Raw genomic sequence first — 19,370 nt, forward strand, 5'->3', positions numbered from 1 at the left:
AAAGTTATGGGACAGAAAATAACCATAAATGAAAAAGGACATTTAACCGTTCCTGATAATCCAATCATACCCTTTATCATCGGTGATGGAATAGGGCCTGATATCTGGAATGCAGCCGTTCGTGTTTTTGATGAAGGTGTACGAAAGGCTTATGCAGCGAAGCGGCAGATCGAATGGAAAGAGATTTTGGCAGGGCAAAAAGCCTATGACCAAACTGGCAGCTGGCTTCCTGAGGAAACAATTGAGGCCATGAGGGAGTACGTTGTTTCGATAAAAGGACCACTAACTACACCCGTTGGAGGTGGTATCCGATCGTTAAATGTGGCTATTCGGCAGTTGCTCGATCTATTTGTTTGCCAGCGCCCGTTATCCTGGATTGAGGGAGTCCCCTCACCGGTTAAACACCCGGAAAATGTAGATATGGTCATATTTCGTGAAAATACAGAGGATATTTATGCCGGCATTGAATTCGAAGCTGACAGTAAGGAAGCCCAAGTTTTAAAAGAGTACCTAACAAATCAGTTTGGTGTGGACTATCCCTTCAAAGAAGAGACGGCTCTTGGCATAAAACCGGTATCGAAGGAAGGGTCCGTTCGTTTAATACGGGCAGCTATAGAATATGCAATAAAGGAGAAACTTCCATCCGTGAGTTTAGTTCATAAGGGGAATATTATGAAGTTTACAGAAGGTGCCTTTAAGAACTGGGGTTATGAATTAGCGGAAAATGAATACGCCGAATACGTGTTTACCTGGACTCAATGGGAAAGATTAAAGGCTACCGACGGTGAACAAGCTGCAAACAATGCGTTACAAAAAGCACAACAGCAAGGGAAAGTTATTATAAAAGACGTAATTGCTGATAATTTTCTGCAACAGATTTTGCTAAACCCAAGAGACTATGCAGTGATTGCTACATTAAATCTCAACGGTGATTACATTTCAGATGCATTGGCGGCCATTGTTGGCGGAATCGGCATAGCTCCGGGAGCGAACATTAATTACCTTAAAGGGCATGCGGTGTTTGAAGCAACGCATGGAACAGCCCCTCGTTTTGCAAATACAGATAGTATGAACCCTTCATCAGTTATCTTGAGCGGCGTGATGATGTTTGATTATATGGGATGGCACGAGGTATCATCAATCATTAAAAAAGGACTGGCTAAAACCATTCGTTCAAAACAAGTTACCATAGACTTTTATAATCAGATGGAAGGGGCTACCTTACTTAAAACGAGTCAATTTGCAGATGCGATTATTCGATATATGGGTAACTAATTCATAATAATTAAGTGCTAATCGGCGAAAAAATAGTAGTTTTGTAGATTAACGTAATATACTAAAAAACGAATTGTTTCCGTTGGAGGATAAAGACAAATAAATATGGCCAAAATCCTGCTTGTAGAAGATGATACTACCTTTTCGACTATTCTCGAAGGCTTTTTGAAAAAAAATGGTCATCAAGTTGAAATGAGGTACAATGTCAAAAGTAGTGTCAAATCATTGGACGAATCTATTGACCTTATGTTGCTGGATTATCGTCTGGGGGATGGAACGGGTTTGGATGTATTGGAAGAAGTTCGGAACAGGGGCCTAAATATCCCTGTTATTATCATGACCAGTTTCAATGACGTACGCACTGCAGTAAGGGCCATGCGTTTGGGGGTGTTTGATTATATTACGAAACCGGTAAACCCCGATGAATTATTAATGGTTTTAAAAGATGCATTAAACCATAATAGTGAAGAACAAATCCCTTCGACCACCAAAAAATTACCGGAAGAAGAGTCGTCAGACTTTGTAAAAGGCGTTAGTACCCAATCTAAAAAGCTTCAAGAATACATCAATTTAGTTGCACCGACCGACATGTCTGTGTTGGTAAGGGGGGAAAGCGGTACGGGAAAGGAGTACGTGGCAAGGTCCATTCATTTAAAAAGCAACCGAGCCAATAAACCTTTTGTATCCATTGATTGTGGAACCCTTTCCAAAGAGCTGGCAGCCAGCGAACTGTTTGGACATATTAAGGGGTCGTTTACAGGAGCACTTACGGATAAAAAAGGACAATTTGAGGAGGCTGATGGCGGTACGCTGTTTTTAGATGAAATAGGGAATTTGTCGTATGATGTGCAGGTGAAATTATTAAGAGCTTTACAAGAAAGAGTAATACAGCCTATTGGTGCTAATAAGCAAATTAAAGTTGATGTTCGTGTCATAGCCGCAACGAACGATGATTTATTGGGTAGTTCAGCATCGGGAAATTTTAGAGAAGATCTATATCATCGGATCAATGAATTCGAAATTATTGTACCGGCTCTAAGAGACCGGGGAAGTGACATGGATACGTTTATTGAGTTTTTTGTAGCTAAAGCTAATAAAGAATTGAATCGACAGGTTGTTCACCTTTCTAAAGAGGTAAAAGATATTTTCAAAGCTTATGATTGGCCCGGCAACCTACGGGAACTTAAAAATGTAATAAAGAGGATGGTGCTATTGACACCGGGTGATACAGCGGAATCGAGCGCGTTACCGGATGAGATGGTATTGTCGATCAATCAGCATAAACATCATGAAAGCCATCCGAATTCCGAGCATGTGGCTGCTGATCTTAAATCCCAAAGTGAGGCACATGAGCGACAGCTTATAATGGATGTCTTACAGCAGGTGAAATATAATAAAAGTAAGGCGGCACAGGTCTTAAATATAGATCGAAAAACCCTCTATAATAAATTAGATAAGTACGGTATTTCCTAATTCGCGTAATTTATTTCTCAAGGTTATAGAACCGTTCCATTGATGAAGGATCGGCTATGCAACTCTTCTTTCAGATAATCCAATAGGCGGTATAATTGATCTATAATCCCTTGAATTTCCAGAATGTCGAATTCATTATTTCTGATGTCAATCTCAAGCTTTCGAAGTTTAATAGCTATCTTCTGTCCGCCGATCTGGGATGTTCTTCCCGCTAGTTTATGACAAATCAACGCGAGTTGTTCTCTCTCGTTAGCCTGCAAAGCATTGCGTAGATTAATAAGATCTTTTCCCGTATCTTTAATGAAAATGTTTAGTATTTTGGTAACCTGATTACTGTCATTGTAGGTCAATTTCTTCAGATTAGAAAAATCAAAATCTCTCAAATCGTTCCGGTTTTTTATTTTAAGGGGCTCTTCGTTTGTTTTACGTAAACCAAGCAGATGCAAAAGATCAGTTTCCTTAAATGGCTTCAGCAATAAACCATCAAAACCCTGAGAAATTATTTTTTCACGCTCTTCCGGTAATGCCTGAGCTGTGAAGGCATATATTTTCACATCCTCTTCGATTCTTGGCCGTAACTCATGATTTAATTCTACGCCCGTTTTTCCCGGCATACGCATGTCCATTAAGACAATGCTAACACTTGAGTCCCATGGTGTATTCAATAAATCATTCGGATCGGAGAAGGTACGATGGTTGATTTTATATTTATTGAAAATATTGTGACAGAGCTCGAGGATAAAACTATCATCGTCTATTACCCAAATAGTTCCTGTGAAATCTTTTATAGGGATCAGGTTGTTTTCCTCTCTACTTGTTTCGATTAACGTAGACGTTTTTAAAGGGATAAATACGTCAAATGTGGATCCCTTACCCAGCTGACTTTTTATCCTAATATTTCCTCCCATGGCTTCGCATAGCGTCTTTACAATGCTCAGCCCCAAGCCACTGCCAAAATGGGTGCCGGAATTTGAGTTTTCCGCTTGTTCAAACTCGTTGAAAATTCGATGAATATCACTTTCAGGAATACCTTTTCCGGTGTCTTCAACCGTTATTCTTAATTCGGTTAGCTCATTTTTTATGGCGGTACTAACCATCAAGGTAACCGATCCCTGATCGGTAAATTTAATGGCGTTACTAAGCAAGTTATAAAGGATTTGTTTGATCCGAAAAGGATCGCCAAATAGATAACCCGTCCCTTCAATCTCTTTGCTCAAATTTAAGGACAGTGATTTTTCTTCGGCCTGTAGTTGCATAGCTGCAACTACCTCTTCAATTAATTGTGACAAGTAAAAATCCTGGTTATTAAAATGAAATTTACCGGAATTGATACGATTGTAATCCAATACTTCATTTACTATCTGCAATAGGTGTTCTGAAGACTGATATATTACGTTCACCTTACGGCTATCCTCGGGGTGTTCGTCCCGTAATTGTTCGGCATAACCAATGATCGATTGTAGAGGTGTACGAAGCTCATGACTCATGTTGGAAAGGAACCGCTGCTTGGCTGCACTATGGTATTCGGCTTCTTCTTTGGCAATTTCGAGCTCTCGCCTATAGCGATTACTTTTTCTAATATCCGACAAGATCAGTAAGACGAGAATAATTGTAACGCCTAAAAAGCTTAATACCACCAAATTAATCCGACTCAAACTATGGTTCATCACCGTTCTGGCTCCCATATTCTCGTTTTCCATCTGCAGCATTCCCTCTTTTTCCACTGCATTCAGTATACTAAGCATCTTGCTGATCAATAGATTCCCTGCATAAGTCAGCTCCACTTCTCTGTCTATAAATGAATCGCTTTGTGCGCGTTGGGTTTCTTCAATGGTTCTCAAGACGCTATCAATTAATTTAATGGCACTGTCTTGTTTTGAAGTTGCAATTGTATCTATCAGTTCCTCAATACCTTCTTTAACGATCCGTCTCGATTGCGTAATCGTATTCGGGCGGGGCGGGTTTTTTCGTTTCGATCCGAATATCTTTCCGAAGAAAGAGCGGTCATCTTGCATCGAATCAGCCTTCACTATCTCCCCCGGTTCGATGGTGGTTGTTTCCGTAATTTTCCTTCTCGTTACAACAGTACTATCGCTATTCGGGGTGTTTTGAACAATCTCTCCAATGCTTTGTAATTGTTTAGAAAACTCATGACTGTCAACCATTTTTTCACGAACTTGAACATAAGCCTTAAAAAGCTTGTCACGTTCTTTCAACAGCGTTTTAATGGAATCGATCCTTTTGGTTTGATTGCTGTCTTGCGAATATAGATTCTTTAACGAATCGAGGGAGGCAGAAACTAATTTTGATTCTTTTTGTAGCTGTTCATATGAATTATCTCCATCAGTCAATACTTGAGACCGTTGCAACTGATCGAGCTGCATAATGTCTCGCGATACTTTACTAACCAAGCGCATCTTTTCGTTTGGCTTCGCAATATTATCTACAGCCGATAGCACTTGATTAAAAGCATCCTTGCTGATGGTCCATGCCAGAGCAAGGGCAATACAACAACAGATAAAGACAAAAAGAACCTTTCGTCTGACTCCTTTATTTGATAGCTTTTGATCAACCATTAATGTAAAGTTACGAATTTTGTAATTAGTTAAGTAGGATAATGGTAAGTAGGGTAGTGGTTGGAAAGAGATAGTGACAAGAGTCGTTGCAGCGAAGTCATTTTGGTAGTACTCCGATGCTTTTGGAAGAAACAGGTAAGTCGTATACTATATATAAATAAAAAAGAAGAGTGTCTCGCAATATTTGTCTTTGACAAAGAGGAGACACTCTCTTTTCCTGAAAAATGAATATTAGCTATTCTCCTGTAAGAAAACGAATTTGTGATCAAACATATCTAATTTGATTTTACTGTCTTTGTCAATTTTTCCGGCAAGGATTTCTTTTGACAGCTCATTCAAAATTCGTTTTTGTATGACGCGCTTCAACGGTCGTGCGCCAAATTGAGGGTCATAACCCAATTGAGCTAACCAATCGAGCGCTTCATCCGAGGCTTCCAGCTGTATGCCCATTTCAGCCAATTGTCTTTGTACCCCATTAAATTGAAGACGAACGATCTCACCGATTTCATCACGATTTAGTGGAGTAAACATGATAACTTCATCGATCCGATTCAAAAATTCCGGTCTAATCGATTTCTTCAATAGCTCGAATACTTCATTTTTTGTCTTGGCTATAATCTCATCTCGGTTTATTTCATTCAATTCACTGAAATTTTCCTGGATCAGGTGAGAACCAATATTTGAGGTCATAATGATAATGGTGTTTTTAAAATTCACCACACGTCCTTTGTTGTCGGTTAAATGTCCATCATCTAAAACTTGTAAAAGAATATTGAATACGTCAGGATGCGCCTTTTCGATTTCGTCCAATAACACAACCGAATAAGGGCGGCGGCGGATAGCTTCGGTTAGCTGGCCACCTTCATCATAACCAACATAACCGGGAGGCGCACCGATTAATCGTGAAACGGCGTGCCGCTCTTGGTATTCGCTCATATCAATCCGGACCATTGAATGTTCATCGTTGAACAAAAATTCGGCGAGCGCTTTTGCCAATTCTGTTTTACCAACCCCTGTTGTTCCCAAAAATATAAAAGATCCGATCGGTCTTCTTTTATCGCTTAAACCTGCACGCGACCTTCTAATGGCATCCGAGATGGCTTCTATGGCTTCACTTTGTCCTGCAACTCGTTTATGAAGTTCTTCTTCCAAATGAAGCAACTTTTCCCTTTCGCTCTGCACCATTTTGCTTACAGGAATCCCCGTCCAACGGGAAACCACATCAGCTATATCTTCGGCGGTAACTTCCTCCTTAAGCATACGACCAGTGCCTTGTTTTTCTTCAAGTTCTTTTTTTAACTTTTCAAGCTCATCTTGTGCCTGCTTTATTCTACCGTATCTAATTTCAGCAACTTTTCCGTAGTCGCCCGCCCTTTCAGCCTGCTCGGCTTCCAGCTTAAAATCTTCAATTTGCTGTACGTGATGGTTCAAATTATCGACAAGTGATTTTTCACTTTGCCAAGCGGCGCGCAAGGAGTCTCTATCCGAGGCTAGGTTTGCTATTTCGCGACTTAACTCTTCTACTTTATGGGTGTCGTTTTCCCGCTTGATTGCTTCGCGCTCAATCTCAAGTTGCATGATTTTGCGTTCGATTTCATCAACTGCTTCCGGAACGGAATCCATTTCTAATCGAAGTTTAGATGCAGCCTCATCCATCAAGTCAATGGCCTTGTCCGGTAGGAAACGATCCGCAATATAGCGTTGTGAAAGTTCAACGGCAGCGATAATCGCTTCGTCTTTTATTCGCACCTTATGGTGCGTCTCATACCGCTCCTTAATACCTCTTAGAATAGAGATCGCATCTTGTGTGTCGGGCTCGTCTACCATGACTTTCTGGAATCGGCGTTCCAAAGCCTTGTCTTTTTCAAAATATTTCTGGAATTCACTGAGTGTAGTGGCCCCTATGGCACGTAGCTCTCCTCTCGCCAGAGCCGGTTTTAAAATATTGGCGGCATCCATGGCCCCTTCACCACCTCCTGCACCTACGAGTGTGTGGATCTCGTCGATAAAGAGAATGATCTCTCCATCGCTATCAGTTACTTCCTTTACAACGGCTTTTAACCGTTCTTCAAACTCACCCTTATACTTGGCACCGGCGATTAGGGCCCCCATATCTAGAGAAAAGACCGTCTTACTTTTCAAGTTCTCCGGCACATCACCCTTGATAATACGATGGGCAATACCCTCTGCTATTGCTGTTTTACCGACACCCGGCTCCCCAACTAAGATTGGATTATTCTTGGTCCGGCGGGAGAGTATTTGGATAACCCGTCGAATTTCTTCGTCTCGTCCTATCACCGGGTCGAGCTTTCCCGATTCGGCAAATTCATTCAGATTACGTGCATATTTGTTCAAGGCATTATATGTAGCCTCCGCATTCTGATCGGTTACCCGTGTGTTACCTCTTAATTCAATGATGGCTTTCTTTAAGTCTTTTTCCGTGACACCCTGATCTTTTAATGCAGCAGCGGCTTTATCACCCGCGTTTAGGACGCCCAATAATAAGTGCTCTACCGATACAAAGTCATCTTTGAAATCTTTCAGGTATCCCTGTGCTTTTTGTAAAGCTGTATTAGTAGAAGAAGATAAATATATATTGCTTCCGCTTACTTTAGGGAAACCGCTGATTTGTTGATCCAAGGCTTCGTTCAAGCGATTTATATTGACATTGAGTTTTTTTAATAAATGACTTACAACGTTTTCATCAACTAAAAGAAGAGCCTTCAATAAGTGCGCATTTTCAATAGCTTGGTGTTGGTTTCCACCCGCAATCTCCGAGGCTTTTTGAATAGCTTCCTGCGCCTTGATTGTAAAGTTGTTTAAATTCATTTTCGTTTTATTAATAGTCTTATAAGGATTTGCTAGACTATATCAAAACGAATACCATCAAAAGTAGTTTGACGAAAACAGACATTTTGTCGCTACGTGATTTGGTTTCAATGACTAACTGTCTGTTCTTTAAAGTTTTATATGAAAAAATGGCGGAGTAAATCTCTGTCTCTATATAAAAAAACCTGCCTAAAATAGACAGGTTTTTTTACTAAAGGAGTGTCCCAAGCTAGGATTCCAATTCTTCTTTTAATTTCGTTGTCTGGTAATCCGTCAATTTCTTTAAAGGCCCGCTGGCAAGCATCTTCATCATCATGTTTAGATCTGCCTGAATAGTGAAAACAGCCTCGCTGGTGCTAGGGTCAATTGATTTAACCTTCCAACTTAATGTGAGATCAAAGGGGGCCTTTTCCGAAGGTACAATGGATATTTCTTGATTTTCTTTACGCTCACTAACTCTTAAGGCAAGTTTAGACATATTCTGAACAGTAAAACTTGCCTCGTCTTTAGTAGATGACCAATTGTAAACATTTTCGGGCATCAGTTTTTCATGATTATTGCAATCGGCAAGAAAGTTATATACCTTCTCTACGGGTTGATTGATAATGCTTTTGCTTTCTATAACAGTCATCGATATGCTTCTTTACGAAAATCTATACAGTTTTAGGTTCCCAATTTGCCGGATCTCTTCGCCATTCACGTAGCAAATCTTCTTCTTCATGATGGACGAAGCCATTCTCGGAAGCATATTTTATTAAAGCATTGTAGTTTGACAACGTAGTATACCTACATTTAGCCGCTTTGAAATTTTCATCCGCTACATCAAATCCATAACTGAAAATAGCTACTAATCCCACTACATCGCATCCGGCTTCTCTCAATGCCTCTACCGCTTTCAAACTACTTTTTCCTGTAGATATTAAATCTTCAATAACTACTACCCGTTGCCCTTCTATGATTTCTCCTTCAATCATATTTTGTCGTCCGTGCTCTTTTGCACTTGATCGTACATAGGCAAAAGGCAGGCCGAGATCTTGTGCCACCAGTACACCTTGTGGGATACCCGCCGTCGCTACACCGGCTATCATTCCGATAGAACCAAACTCTTCTTGGATAACTTCAGAAAGCTTTTGTCTGATGTACGTTCTTACGGTAGGATGTGATAATGATATGCGATTGTCGCAATAAATTGGGGACTTCCAACCCGATGCCCAAGTAAAAGGTTTGGAAGGTTGTAATTTAATTGCTTTAATTTGCAATAAAAATTCAGCAACTTTTTGTTCAATCTCACTCTTGTGATTCATGATGCAAATTTATAAAATTTATATGAACGAATCGGTCCTTCTCTTGACCGATTTTACGCCTAGCTACTTGGATGCTTTTCAACAAATTGATTTACAGTCTTTTGATTTTGTAAAACTTTTTAAGAAAAGTTTATCACTTGAAAGTGCCACTAAATTTTTACTTTTAGTAGAAGATCCGAAAGCGATGCTTAAAATGATCAAAAGGTCGGTAAGGTTAATCGGTGCAGCCGGCGGCTTGGTGCGGAACGGAGATGGAGATATCCTTTTTATACATCGATTGGGAAAATGGGATTTACCAAAAGGAAAGATAGATCCGGGAGAAAAAAGTAAGCGCGCTGCTCTTCGTGAGGTTGAAGAAGAATGTGGTATACATGTCGACTATTTGGGGCCAAAAATTATATCATCTTACCATGCTTATGAGATGAAAGGCAGTGTAGTGCTTAAAAAGACAAATTGGTATGAAATGGGGGTGAACAAAAAGCCAAAACTGATTCCTCAGACAAGTGAAGATATTACGGATGCGCAATGGGTCCATCCTGATCGTGTAGGCGATGTTTTGTCAAATACCTACGGCATTATTAAGGATGTGCTTGAGAAAAAAGCCTATATATAATTTAGCACTTCCTTTGGTACAAGATGTTTGATAGAGCCTCGGTGCTTAAGTATATCTCTTACAATGGTGGAGCTGATATGCCCAAAGCCGGGGCTTGCAAATAATAAAACAGTTTCAATAGTCGGTTCAAGTTGTCGATTATTCTGCGCTATTGCATTCTCAAAATCAAAATCTGCTGCATTCCGAAGCCCTCTAAGAATATAGGAAGCGCCCACCTCTTTGCAATAATTTACGGTTAAACCGGTGTAGCTTGAAACATGAACTGAAGGTTTACCCTTGAAAATAGCTTCAAGAATTGTTTTTCTCATATCACTACTTAGAAGAGGCGTTTTTGAACTATTTAATCCAATTGCGATATGGATCTCGTCGAACAAAGGAATGGCTCTTAATATGATATCCATGTGTGCATTAGTAATAGGGTCGAAAGACCCGGGAAATACAGCAACTCGCTTCTTCATGGTGGTGTATGTTTATTGCTATCAATTTAAGCTCAAACTTATCGAAAATAATTCGAATATAAAGCGCGCTAGGAAAGTTCAAAAAAGCTAAATGATGAATAACCGTACACGCGTTGCTCCACAAAGCTAACATGCTGATCCACCTTTCTAGTAGTGGGATGCTCTAAAACGAACAATCCTTTTGGATTCAATAGTTTATGCTCGAAGAGCATGTTAGGTAACAAAGGGAGTTGTGGCAAATCATAAGGGGGGTCAGCAAAAATGAAGTCAAAAGATTGTTTGCATCCGGTTATAAACTTCAGCACATCTGCTTTAAGGATCTTCATCTGCTCCAATTGATATTTGCTCTTTTGAGTATCTATATATGTGCAACATTTACCGTGAATGTCTACGGATAAAAGACTTTTGACGCCTCGTGAGGCCAATTCAATTGAAATATTGCCTGTGCCACTAAATAAATCCAATGCGTCCGTTTCGCTCCATACAAGTCGATTTTCCAATATATTGAATAAGGCCTCTTTTGCTAGATCGGTTGTTGGACGAACCGGTAAATTTGTGGGGGGTGAAAGTTTTACCCCCTTAATACGTCCACCAATTATGCGCATAATAATCCGAATAATGATAACTTTTGATACCCCTTTTTCAGTACATTGAAATTGCTACATTCCATTACACCGGACAAATCCAAAAAAGACAATTGATTACTGTATTTTTTCAGGCGTTGATAGGTTGGATCGTCAACTTCTATTTGACCTGAAATTATTATTGATATACTAGAAAGGTTGATGTTGTATTCTTGGGCAATAGCCAATAGAAAGTAGTTAAATTCGTCTGCATCCTGACTTGGCTGCATATGGTGGTATATCAATTTCCCGTCTGAGATGTAAGAGAAGTCTGCATACCCTTCGCCAAAGTTAAGAGAGAGATAGTTTTTGTGATCTGAAGCAATAGCTGCGAGTGCACTTAATATGGCTGTACTATCGGATTGAATCATGAAATCCGGAAAATTCAAAAGTAATTGTCTTTGCTCTTCTTTTGATATGCCGTAGATGCACTGCGCGGCGAATGGCTTTATATAACTGCTTAATAACGAATGATTTTCCTTGTCTAAAAAAAAAGCATTTAAGTAATATACTTCTTGAGATGGATTGTATAATTCGTTAGGTATTAACATCTTGTAATTCGTATCAATTGATAGAACTTTGGATTGATAAGCCAAGTGCAACAATTGGTCGACACGCTCTTCCCTGACATCTTTTTGCCAAGAGAGCAGTAATAATAGGCGATTTTGCTGACTAAAAATGGCCATTTGTGATCGATGGTTGCCTTGTCTTACTAATAATTGGTAATCCTCACTTTTATCTACGGTGAAGTTGTCGTCAATAAATTCTATTTGCAATAATTCACTCATGGCTAGCAAAAGTACCCTTTACAAACGATATTGCAAAAAGCATTTTTTTGTGTTAGGTTTGAATGTGGAAATAATTAACAAATTCGAGCAATCGTTTCCCGCTACACCCACTCCGCAGCAAAAGGAAGCATTTAAAGAACTGGCCACTTTTTTAAGTTTTAAACAACAGGCGACTTGTTTTATTTTAAAGGGCTATGCCGGTACGGGTAAAACTACGCTTATTAGCACCTTGGTACGTGTATTGCCGGCCCTAAATATGCGGTCGATCCTATTGTCACCTACGGGAAGAGCAGCTAAAGTAATGAGTGCTTATGCAGAAAGACCGGCATTTACTATCCATAAAAAAATCTATCGAAAGAAAGTCGCCGGCACACCGGATATGTCTTTTACTTTGTCCGATAATTTACATAAAAATACGTTATTTATTATAGATGAGTCTTCTATGATTTCAAATGAGCAGAGTGGTTTCGGAAAGACCGGCTTGTTGGAAGACCTGATAACTTATGTTGAAAGCGGTGATAATTGCAAACTTATGTTTGTAGGAGATACCGCCCAGCTCCCCCCGGTGGGATTATTGGAAAGTCCCGCCTTAAACCCGAGGTATATAAGAGACCATTTTGGCTATCACGTAATGAGCTGCGAATTGACCGAGGTGGTGCGACAAACGAGTAACTCCGGTATTTTGCGTAATGCCACCGCTATTCGCGAACAAATTAGGTTAGACGGTAGCAATAAAAAGCTCCACTTTCCGAAACTAAAGGTAAGAAACTTCGCCGATGTCTATCGGATGACGGGTGAGCGTTTTATCGAAGGGCTTCATTATGCTTATGACAAATATGGAATCGAAAATACATTGGTTATTTGTAGATCAAATAAAAGTGCCAATTTATATAATCAGCAAATACGTAACCGGATACTCTATCGAGAAGAGGAATTGACCGGAGGAGATCATGTAATGGTGGTGCGAAACAATTATTATTGGACAAGTGGAGAAAGCGATGCGCAGCAGTTTATTGCTAATGGAGATATGGCAATTGTAAAACGGGTTCGTAATGTACATGAACAACATGGTTTTCGGTTTGCCGATGTAAGTTTGGCTTTCGTCGACCAAGATAATTTGGAGCCTTTATCCTGTAGAGTCCTACTAGATTCTTTATACACAGACTCTCCTAATTTACCTACAGAAAGTCAGCGAAAATTGTTCGACTCGGTAATGGAAGACTATCAAGAATTGGGAAGTAAGAAAGAGCAAATAGCAGCTATTAAAAACGACTCGTATTATAACGCATTGCAAATCAAATTTTCTATGGCAGTTACTTGCCATAAGGCACAAGGTGGGCAATGGGACGCCGTTTTTATTGATCAAGGCTTTTTAACGGATGAAATGCTTAATATGGATTTCCTTCGTTGGCTCTATACCGCTTGCACGAGAGCCACAAAGGAACTGTTTTTTGTGAATTTTCATGATAAATTTTTTGCCGATTAATCGCCAACTTGCTGAACACTGTATTGCTAAGGTATTTTGTGGGTCAGGTCAAATTGTGCTGCCTCAACCGGTAAACCATAAAAAATGCTGGCCTTTTCCTTGAAATTCTCAACATTTTCCGTTGTAAAAAACTGCCGTGCGCCATTTTTTGTACAAAGAGCTTCTATTTCCTTATGTCTATACAGATAATCTGCTAAACTTTTCGCTACGATGCTTCCTTGTGAAATCACTTGTACACCTTTTGGCATAAATTCCTTAATTGTAGGTAACAATAGGGGATAGTGTGTGCAAGCTAAAATGACGGCATCAATTTCGGTAGACTGTTGCAAGAGGCGATCGATATGTTGTTTTACGAAATAACGGGCGCCAGGCGAATCCATTTCATTATTCTCTACTAAAGGAACCCACATGGGGCATGCTTCCTGATACACCTTAATTTGAGGGAAAAACTTATGGATTTCCAGCACGTAGGACGCTGAATTGACCGTTCCCGAAGTAGCCAAAATACCGACGTGATTGCTTATAGTGAAGCGATCGATAATTTCGGTCGTTGGTCTGATAACACCTAAAACATTTCGTAAGTCTGTGCGTTTCGGTAAATCTTTTTGTTGAATAGTCCTTAAGGCTTTTGCAGAAGCCGTATTGCAAGCCAATATAACTAAATGGCAACCCAAATCAAATAAATGGTTTACACATTCCATCGTATAGTGATACACAGTGTCGTACGAGCGTGTACCATAGGGAACTCGAGCATTATCGCCAAAATAAATGTAGTCGTATTGAGGAAGCGTATGGCTGATTTCTTTAAAAACTGTTAATCCTCCATAACCGGAGTCGAAAATACCTATTGGGCCCATATTATCTTTATGTCAATATTATCAGTTTGTCATCGGTTTTCTTGCCCACTCTAATTCGTCCCAGTTAAGATTGCTGAAGTTTGGTGTGAAAGAATGTGGATCACTTATTGTCATCAACAGCTCAAATTGTTTAGCATATGGCTTTTTGAGTAATGAACCTTTGGGTATATAGGGATAGCTGTCTAAATAAGTCAAAATTTTATCCGGAGAAATTCTTCGATGGATATAAGCTCTATGAATGTCATCGGGGTGTCTGATGCCCGCCGCTGCCATAAGCTCAATGGCACTTTTTATTGTTTGCTGATGAAAATTGGCAACTCTTGTTTTTTTATCTTCTACTACGAGGCCACGTACCAGATGAGCGTTTTGTGTAGCTACGCCGGTAGGACACTTGTTGCTATTACACTCTAAAGCCTGTATGCAGCCAAGGGCCATCATCATCCCCCGCGCGCTATTGCAGATATCTGCACCAAGCGCGAAATTCTTAACAAGATCGAAACCCGTGGCGATCTTCCCGGAAGCTATAATCTTAATGTGTTGCTTCAGGTCAAAGCCTGTAAGTGTGTCGTAAACAAAGGCTAAGGCATCTCTTAGAGGCATCCCAACATTGTTGGAAAACTCCAAGGGAGCGGCGCCTGTTCCTCCTTCACCACCATCGACGGTAATAAAATCAGGGCAAATCTTCGTTTCAGTCATCGCCTTGCAGATGGCTACAAATTCACTTCGATGTCCTATACATAGCTTGAAACCAATGGGTTTCCCATTAGATAGCTCACGTAACTGTTGGATGAAATTTAATAGCTCAATCGGTGTTTTAAATGCGCGATGATAGGGGGGAGAGTCAACGTCTTTGCCCATTTCAACTAACCGTATACGCGCAATTTCTTCCGTTAGCTTTGCCGCAGGCAATATGCCTCCATGCCCTGGTTTAGCACCTTGTGATAGTTTGATTTCAACCATCTTAACCTGCGGGAGATTCACCTTTTGTTCAAATGCTTCCGGATTGAAATTTCCATCCGGGTAGCGGCATCCAAAATAGCCTGTTCCTATCTGCCAAATTAAATCACCACCACCTTCCAAATGATAATCACTTATGCCACCTTCTCCGGTATTATGAGCAAAATTGCCGATTTTAGCACCTTTGTTTAGTGCCATGATGGCATTTTTACTTAAGGCACCGTAGCTCATTGCCGATATATTCAATATGCTCGCTGAGTACGGTTGTGAACAGGAGGGACCACCTATAATAACCCTTGGATCTTCACATGACGCATCCATATGTAAAGCATTGATGCTATGATTAAGCCATTCATAATTGTTTTCATACACATTTAGTTGGGTGCCAAAAGGAGTAGTATCCATTTCTTTTTTTGCACGTTGATAGATCACACTACGATGAATTCGGCTAAAAGGTCGTCCGTCCGTGTCACTTTCGATGAAATATTGCTGTACCTTGGGGCGGAGGCCTTCCATCACATAACGGAGTCTACCGAAAACAGGGAAGTTGCGTCTGATGGCTCGTTTTGACTGATAAACATCGAAGAGACCGAGAAAGAACAAGGGTATAACGATGATGAACGACCAATATATTGGCGTCCACCAAATGCCTGTGATAATAATCCCTGCTAGTAGGAAAAAGGAGATGAAGAGAAACGTGTTTTTCATCAGTATTAATTTATTAATTAGCCCGCCTATTTGAGGCAATCATTTACCTTGCTCGAATCAACGATGGCATCAAACAATATTACTCCCATAAGCGGGTCGCGTTTTAATAGGAAAAGACGAATAAACTTTTAATGAAAATATTATCTTTGCCGTAAAGCATACTGTCATAACATTTCATGCAAAGCTATTATTAATTAATGAAACCTGCATGGATTACTGCTTAAAAAGCGTTGCGCAAAACGATTATAAAGATGAAAATTCAAATCATTAACGGCCCAAACCTCAATTTACTTGGCGTGCGGGAACCTTCAATATACGGAAATAAAGGGTTTGAAAGCTATTTCGAAGAACTGAAAGGGTACTTTGATTCAATCGATCTGTCTTATTTTCAAAGTAATCATGAAGGTGAAATTATCGACAAATTGCATGAAGTGGGTTTTTCTTATGATGGTATCGTTTTAAATGCCGGAGCATATACGCATACTTCAGCGGCAATAGGTGACGCAATCGCTGCTATAAAAACACCGGTTATCGAGGTGCATATTTCGAACGTTCATGCGCGGGAAGCGTTCAGACATCATTCGTATTTGGCTAAATATTGTAAAGGGGTTCTATGTGGTTTTGGATTAGATAGTTATCGCTTGGCGGTGCATAGCTTTATCTACTAACACTATTCGCTACTGATACATGCGACTCCATATTTCATAAATGGGTGCTCCTTTTGAGCTCAACCCGCTGTGATGCCATTGACCATTGTCTAATTTCCCATTGAAAGTCAGGCTCGCTCCAACACGGCTGTCATCCCGGGAAAAAAAGTCGATATTCTCAATATACTTACCATCTTTGAAGCTATAGGTCCCACCTCCCGTACCTGAAAATTCGCCGGTTTTCACATTAATTGCTACCCATTGAAACCGAGTGCCACTGAGTATCTTCAATGTTCTCCGATCCCTCAATGGCATTTCATTCATTTGGTTGTCTACTTTTCGGTTGGTAATTCGCCACACGCCTGCCAAAGGCGCATCATTACTATCTATTCGTTGCCAATTTTCTTTGTTGCCGGTTACATTAATAGAAAGGTCTTTAGTTAAATCGAACTGAAAGGTATGTGATTTTTGTACTTCTTCGGGCTTTGTAGCGTTGTACTCAATAGATACCACGATCTGTTTATCTTGTTGCTTATAGGGGCCACCCCAGGTATTAATAAATTTTTTACCATTTAAGTCATATAAGGCATAAGACAGGTAGTTGTCTACAAAAACCAATGTATGGTGAAGGTCGTCTTTTTTAAGCTGCCAAGCTCCTGCGAGTGAACTTGTTTGTCCATAAGCCGTCGACAAGCATGGTAAAAACAATAGAATATAAAAAAGTATCTTCATGGGTTGTTATAAAAGGTTTATTTATAAACTACGATCCGCTCTTTTTGTTTGCCTTTCTAGAATTTTTTATTATTCAATTCAGTAAACTTCTGCTTTTGAAGTATAAAGTAAGCCCAAATAATGCTCGCGCGTAGATGCCAGACGATACTTTTTTTGATTTGGTTCGTTTTCTTTTACGAGCGTTTTTTCGAAAATTCCTGAAAAAATTCACATGTGCTTTGCTGACTGCAAGTGCATCTTTTCGTTTTCCTTCCGATATGAAACGGAGCAGGGCAATGAAATCTAGCCAAAAACGAATAAATATAACGAATATTGCTTGCATTAAGGGCAGATTTTTTTGCAACATAACGAGGTTATTCCTAAAATTGAGGTAGGTCTTGAATGGATTTTCCTTACTCAGCGTACCACCACCAACGTGATAAACCGCTGATTTCGGACAATAATATATGCTATACCCAAAGAGCTTCAGCCGCCAACACAGGTCAATCTCCTCCATGTGAGCAAAGAAATCTTTGTCAAAGCCTTTCGCCTTTCTCCAGGCATCCCTTTTTATAAAAAAAGCTGCACCGCTTGCCCAAAATATCTCTTTTGGATGATTGTACTGCCCTTGATCGACTTCCGTTTTCTCAAGTATTCTTCCTGCACAAAAAGGATAACCTAAATAATCGATAAATCCACCTGCTGCGCCAGCGTGTTCAAACTTCTTTTTGTCGTAAAAAGAAAGTATTTTCGGTTGAGCAGCTCCTATTTTACTGTCTGCTTCCATCAGTTCGATGACAGGCTCTATCCAATAAGGATCGACCTGTACATCAGAATTAAGGAGGACGAAATAATCGGCCTCAACCTGTTCAAGGACACGATTGTATCCTTCGGCGAAACCAAAATTTTCCTTGTTGTTTATGAGCGTTAAAGACGGATATTCGGTCTGTATAAATGAAACGGAATCATCTGTTGAACCATTATCGCCTATTACTATTTCTAGATTTGGGTAGGTGCTTGCGCAAACCGAGGGAAGGAATTTTTCCAAATAACTCCTTCCATTCCAATTCAGTATTACGACGGCTACTTTTTTATTCATGCACTGGGTTTATGTTTCCATCTACGGTGAGACCATAGCCACTGTTCGGGCTTATCATGTATCAGTTTTTCGAGGTACTTGTTATATGCCAACGTGATTTCGTGGTTATCCGTAGCCTTCGGTGTTTCAAATAAAGTAGAAAAGGTGCATTCGTAATATCCACGCCTTATCCGGTTAATATGGCAATAAACAACAGGAAAATCAGTACGCTTGGCTATTTTTTCCATCCCCAGAAACATTAGTGTATCTTGTCCCAGAAAAGGCGTAAAAAAGCTAGATTCCGAACGCGCAGGTGTTTGGTCTGAGAGAAACATACTCATATGTGGTGTGTTTTCATAGGCAAGGATCTGCCGGAGTGTCTGTTTCATCGGTACCATTTGGGCATTGAATCTCGATCGTATATTGTTAAATGTTTGTTCAAATCCCTTGTTTGAGAGAGGTTTATAAATGATCAATAAAGGGTCTTTCAGCATCAAAGACAATCGATGAATACCCAGCTCCCAGTTACTGTAGTGTGCGGTTGTACCGATTACAGGCTTTCCTTGTTCTAAATGGCGGTAAATTTCGTGTGTGGCGTGAACCACCATTCTCTTTTCCACTTCTTTTGCCGTAATCGTCCTCATTTTAATCGTTTCAATGATCATATCCGAGAGGAAAACAAAAAAATTTTTGGCAATTTGCTTTATCTCTTCATCTGATTTTGAGGGAAACGAGTTTGATAGATTTTCGTATACCACCTTTTTTCGGTAACCTACTACATAATATAGGATAAAAAAAAAGAAAATCGCTCAAGCAATATAATACCCAAAAGGGAAGTAAAGAGATTATAAATACAAAAAAAGATACAATGCGATTCCCTAAGTTCATCTTAATTTTAGCCAGACCGAATTACTAAAGAATTTGCAAATATCCGATTTCTTTATTTTGAAAAGGAAATTTTTTACAAACTTATAAGCAGTTCTGATT

The 19,370-nt window shown here is 39.9% G+C and carries 17 protein-coding genes; 5 read left to right on the top strand and 12 right to left on the bottom strand.

Annotated features, from left to right (window positions below):
* The first annotated feature begins 6 nt into the window (after positions 1-6).
* Together icd and QT327_RS11700 are read left to right on the top strand one after the other, a co-directional pair.
* Positions 7-1,275: an NADP-dependent isocitrate dehydrogenase gene (gene icd / locus QT327_RS11695; protein ID WP_289552964.1), complete on the top strand. Its 1,269-nt coding sequence runs from the start codon at positions 7-9 to the stop codon at positions 1,273-1,275.
* Positions 1,276-1,380: 105 nt separating this feature from the next.
* On the top strand, positions 1,381-2,748 hold the full coding sequence (locus tag QT327_RS11700; RefSeq protein WP_013666410.1) for a sigma-54-dependent transcriptional regulator: 1,368 nt from the start codon (positions 1,381-1,383) through the stop codon (positions 2,746-2,748).
* Between the two features lie 23 nt (positions 2,749-2,771).
* Here the strand turns inward: QT327_RS11700 and QT327_RS11705 are convergent, their stop codons facing one another.
* The 4 genes from QT327_RS11705 to pyrE all read right to left on the bottom strand — a co-directional run bounded on the left by QT327_RS11705 (position 2,772) and on the right by pyrE (position 9,457).
* Positions 2,772-5,324 carry an ATP-binding protein gene (locus QT327_RS11705; protein ID WP_130857427.1) on the bottom strand — a complete coding sequence of 851 codons (2,553 nt, stop codon included), beginning with the start codon at positions 5,322-5,324 and terminating at the stop codon, positions 2,772-2,774.
* 231 nt (positions 5,325-5,555) lie between these two features.
* Positions 5,556-8,153, bottom strand: a complete 2,598-nt coding sequence (gene clpB / locus QT327_RS11710) for an ATP-dependent chaperone ClpB (RefSeq protein ID WP_289552965.1) — start codon at positions 8,151-8,153, stop codon at positions 5,556-5,558.
* Between the two features lie 229 nt (positions 8,154-8,382).
* Positions 8,383-8,784, bottom strand: a complete 402-nt coding sequence (locus QT327_RS11715) for an SRPBCC family protein (RefSeq protein WP_130857429.1) — start codon at positions 8,782-8,784, stop codon at positions 8,383-8,385.
* Between the two features lie 22 nt (positions 8,785-8,806).
* On the bottom strand, positions 8,807-9,457 hold the full coding sequence (gene pyrE, locus QT327_RS11720; protein ID WP_130857430.1) for an orotate phosphoribosyltransferase: 651 nt from the start codon (positions 9,455-9,457) through the stop codon (positions 8,807-8,809).
* A gap of 22 nt (positions 9,458-9,479) precedes the next feature.
* Here pyrE and QT327_RS11725 point away from each other — a divergent pair, with 22 nt between their 5' ends.
* On the top strand, positions 9,480-10,070 hold the full coding sequence (locus QT327_RS11725) for an NUDIX hydrolase (RefSeq protein ID WP_207303790.1): 591 nt from the start codon (positions 9,480-9,482) through the stop codon (positions 10,068-10,070).
* Here the strand turns inward: QT327_RS11725 and coaD are convergent.
* The 3 genes from coaD to QT327_RS11740 all read right to left on the bottom strand — a co-directional run bounded on the left by coaD (position 10,061) and on the right by QT327_RS11740 (position 11,939).
* On the bottom strand, positions 10,061-10,528 hold the full coding sequence (gene coaD / locus QT327_RS11730) for a pantetheine-phosphate adenylyltransferase (protein WP_013666416.1): 468 nt from the start codon (positions 10,526-10,528) through the stop codon (positions 10,061-10,063). The two genes, QT327_RS11725 and coaD, sit on opposite strands and share 10 nt — an antisense overlap.
* Positions 10,529-10,596: 68 nt before the next feature.
* A complete protein-coding gene (locus QT327_RS11735) occupies positions 10,597-11,133 on the bottom strand; it encodes an RsmD family RNA methyltransferase (RefSeq protein ID WP_130857432.1) in 537 nt (178 codons plus the stop codon).
* Positions 11,124-11,939 (bottom strand): DUF3822 family protein, encoded by an 816-nt coding sequence (locus QT327_RS11740; protein ID WP_130857433.1) that lies wholly within the window; start codon positions 11,937-11,939, stop codon positions 11,124-11,126. Before QT327_RS11740 ends, QT327_RS11735 begins: the two co-directional genes overlap by 10 nt.
* Before the next feature lie 49 nt (positions 11,940-11,988).
* On the opposite strand from QT327_RS11740, the gene QT327_RS11745 reads away from it, so the two are divergent.
* Complete coding sequence (locus QT327_RS11745) at positions 11,989-13,425, top strand: ATP-dependent DNA helicase (protein ID WP_130857434.1); 1,437 nt, start codon at positions 11,989-11,991, stop codon at positions 13,423-13,425.
* 26 nt (positions 13,426-13,451) lie between these two features.
* Here the strand turns inward: QT327_RS11745 and murI are convergent, their stop codons facing one another.
* The gene (gene murI, locus QT327_RS11750) at positions 13,452-14,282 is read right to left on the bottom strand and encodes a glutamate racemase (protein WP_130857435.1); all 831 of its coding nucleotides are present in this window, start codon (positions 14,280-14,282) and stop codon (positions 13,452-13,454) included.
* 21 nt (positions 14,283-14,303) lie between these two features.
* Entirely contained in the window at positions 14,304-15,947 is a 1,644-nt protein-coding gene (locus QT327_RS11755; protein WP_130857436.1) for an FMN-binding glutamate synthase family protein, read from the bottom strand.
* 251 nt (positions 15,948-16,198) lie between these two features.
* On the opposite strand from QT327_RS11755, the gene aroQ reads away from it, so the two are divergent.
* Positions 16,199-16,615, top strand: coding sequence for a type II 3-dehydroquinate dehydratase (aroQ, locus tag QT327_RS11760; protein WP_041387448.1), 417 nt, complete (start codon positions 16,199-16,201; stop codon positions 16,613-16,615).
* Between the two features lie 9 nt (positions 16,616-16,624).
* Here the strand turns inward: aroQ and QT327_RS11765 are convergent, their stop codons facing one another.
* From QT327_RS11765 to QT327_RS11775, 3 genes are all read right to left on the bottom strand, one after another.
* Positions 16,625-17,326 carry a DUF4488 domain-containing protein gene (locus QT327_RS11765; RefSeq protein ID WP_130857437.1) on the bottom strand — a complete coding sequence of 234 codons (702 nt, stop codon included), beginning with the start codon at positions 17,324-17,326 and terminating at the stop codon, positions 16,625-16,627.
* A 73-nt stretch (positions 17,327-17,399) separates the two neighbouring features.
* A complete protein-coding gene (locus QT327_RS11770) occupies positions 17,400-18,404 on the bottom strand; it encodes a glycosyltransferase family 2 protein (RefSeq protein WP_354004768.1) in 1,005 nt (334 codons plus the stop codon).
* Positions 18,401-19,141 (bottom strand): lysophospholipid acyltransferase family protein, encoded by a 741-nt coding sequence (locus tag QT327_RS11775; protein WP_289552969.1) that lies wholly within the window; start codon positions 19,139-19,141, stop codon positions 18,401-18,403. The genes QT327_RS11770 and QT327_RS11775 overlap by 4 nt, the downstream gene beginning before the upstream one ends.
* Between the last annotated feature and the right edge of the window lie 229 nt (positions 19,142-19,370).

The organism is Olivibacter sp. 47 (assembly GCF_030372825.1).
In the GTDB taxonomy this organism is placed as follows: domain Bacteria; phylum Bacteroidota; class Bacteroidia; order Sphingobacteriales; family Sphingobacteriaceae; genus Olivibacter; species Olivibacter oleidegradans.

Bases quoted from the DNA above. Each gene is read 5' to 3' on its own strand.
- icd (WP_289552964.1), top strand. From the start codon at position 7: ATGGGACAGAAAATAACCATAAATGAAAAAGGACATTTAACCGTTCCT.
- QT327_RS11700 (WP_013666410.1), top strand. From the start codon at position 1,381: ATGGCCAAAATCCTGCTTGTAGAAGATGATACTACCTTTTCGACTATT.
- QT327_RS11705 (WP_130857427.1), bottom strand. From the start codon at position 5,324: ATGGTTGATCAAAAGCTATCAAATAAAGGAGTCAGACGAAAGGTTCTT.
- clpB (WP_289552965.1), bottom strand. From the start codon at position 8,153: ATGAATTTAAACAACTTTACAATCAAGGCGCAGGAAGCTATTCAAAAA.
- QT327_RS11715 (WP_130857429.1), bottom strand. From the start codon at position 8,784: ATGACTGTTATAGAAAGCAAAAGCATTATCAATCAACCCGTAGAGAAG.
- pyrE (WP_130857430.1), bottom strand. From the start codon at position 9,457: ATGAATCACAAGAGTGAGATTGAACAAAAAGTTGCTGAATTTTTATTG.
- QT327_RS11725 (WP_207303790.1), top strand. From the start codon at position 9,480: ATGAACGAATCGGTCCTTCTCTTGACCGATTTTACGCCTAGCTACTTG.
- coaD (WP_013666416.1), bottom strand. From the start codon at position 10,528: ATGAAGAAGCGAGTTGCTGTATTTCCCGGGTCTTTCGACCCTATTACT.
- QT327_RS11735 (WP_130857432.1), bottom strand. From the start codon at position 11,133: ATGCGCATAATTGGTGGACGTATTAAGGGGGTAAAACTTTCACCCCCC.
- QT327_RS11740 (WP_130857433.1), bottom strand. From the start codon at position 11,939: ATGAGTGAATTATTGCAAATAGAATTTATTGACGACAACTTCACCGTA.
- murI (WP_130857435.1), bottom strand. From the start codon at position 14,282: ATGGGCCCAATAGGTATTTTCGACTCCGGTTATGGAGGATTAACAGTT.
- QT327_RS11755 (WP_130857436.1), bottom strand. From the start codon at position 15,947: ATGAAAAACACGTTTCTCTTCATCTCCTTTTTCCTACTAGCAGGGATT.
- aroQ (WP_041387448.1), top strand. From the start codon at position 16,199: ATGAAAATTCAAATCATTAACGGCCCAAACCTCAATTTACTTGGCGTG.
- QT327_RS11765 (WP_130857437.1), bottom strand. From the start codon at position 17,326: ATGAAGATACTTTTTTATATTCTATTGTTTTTACCATGCTTGTCGACG.
- QT327_RS11770 (WP_354004768.1), bottom strand. From the start codon at position 18,404: ATGAATAAAAAAGTAGCCGTCGTAATACTGAATTGGAATGGAAGGAGT.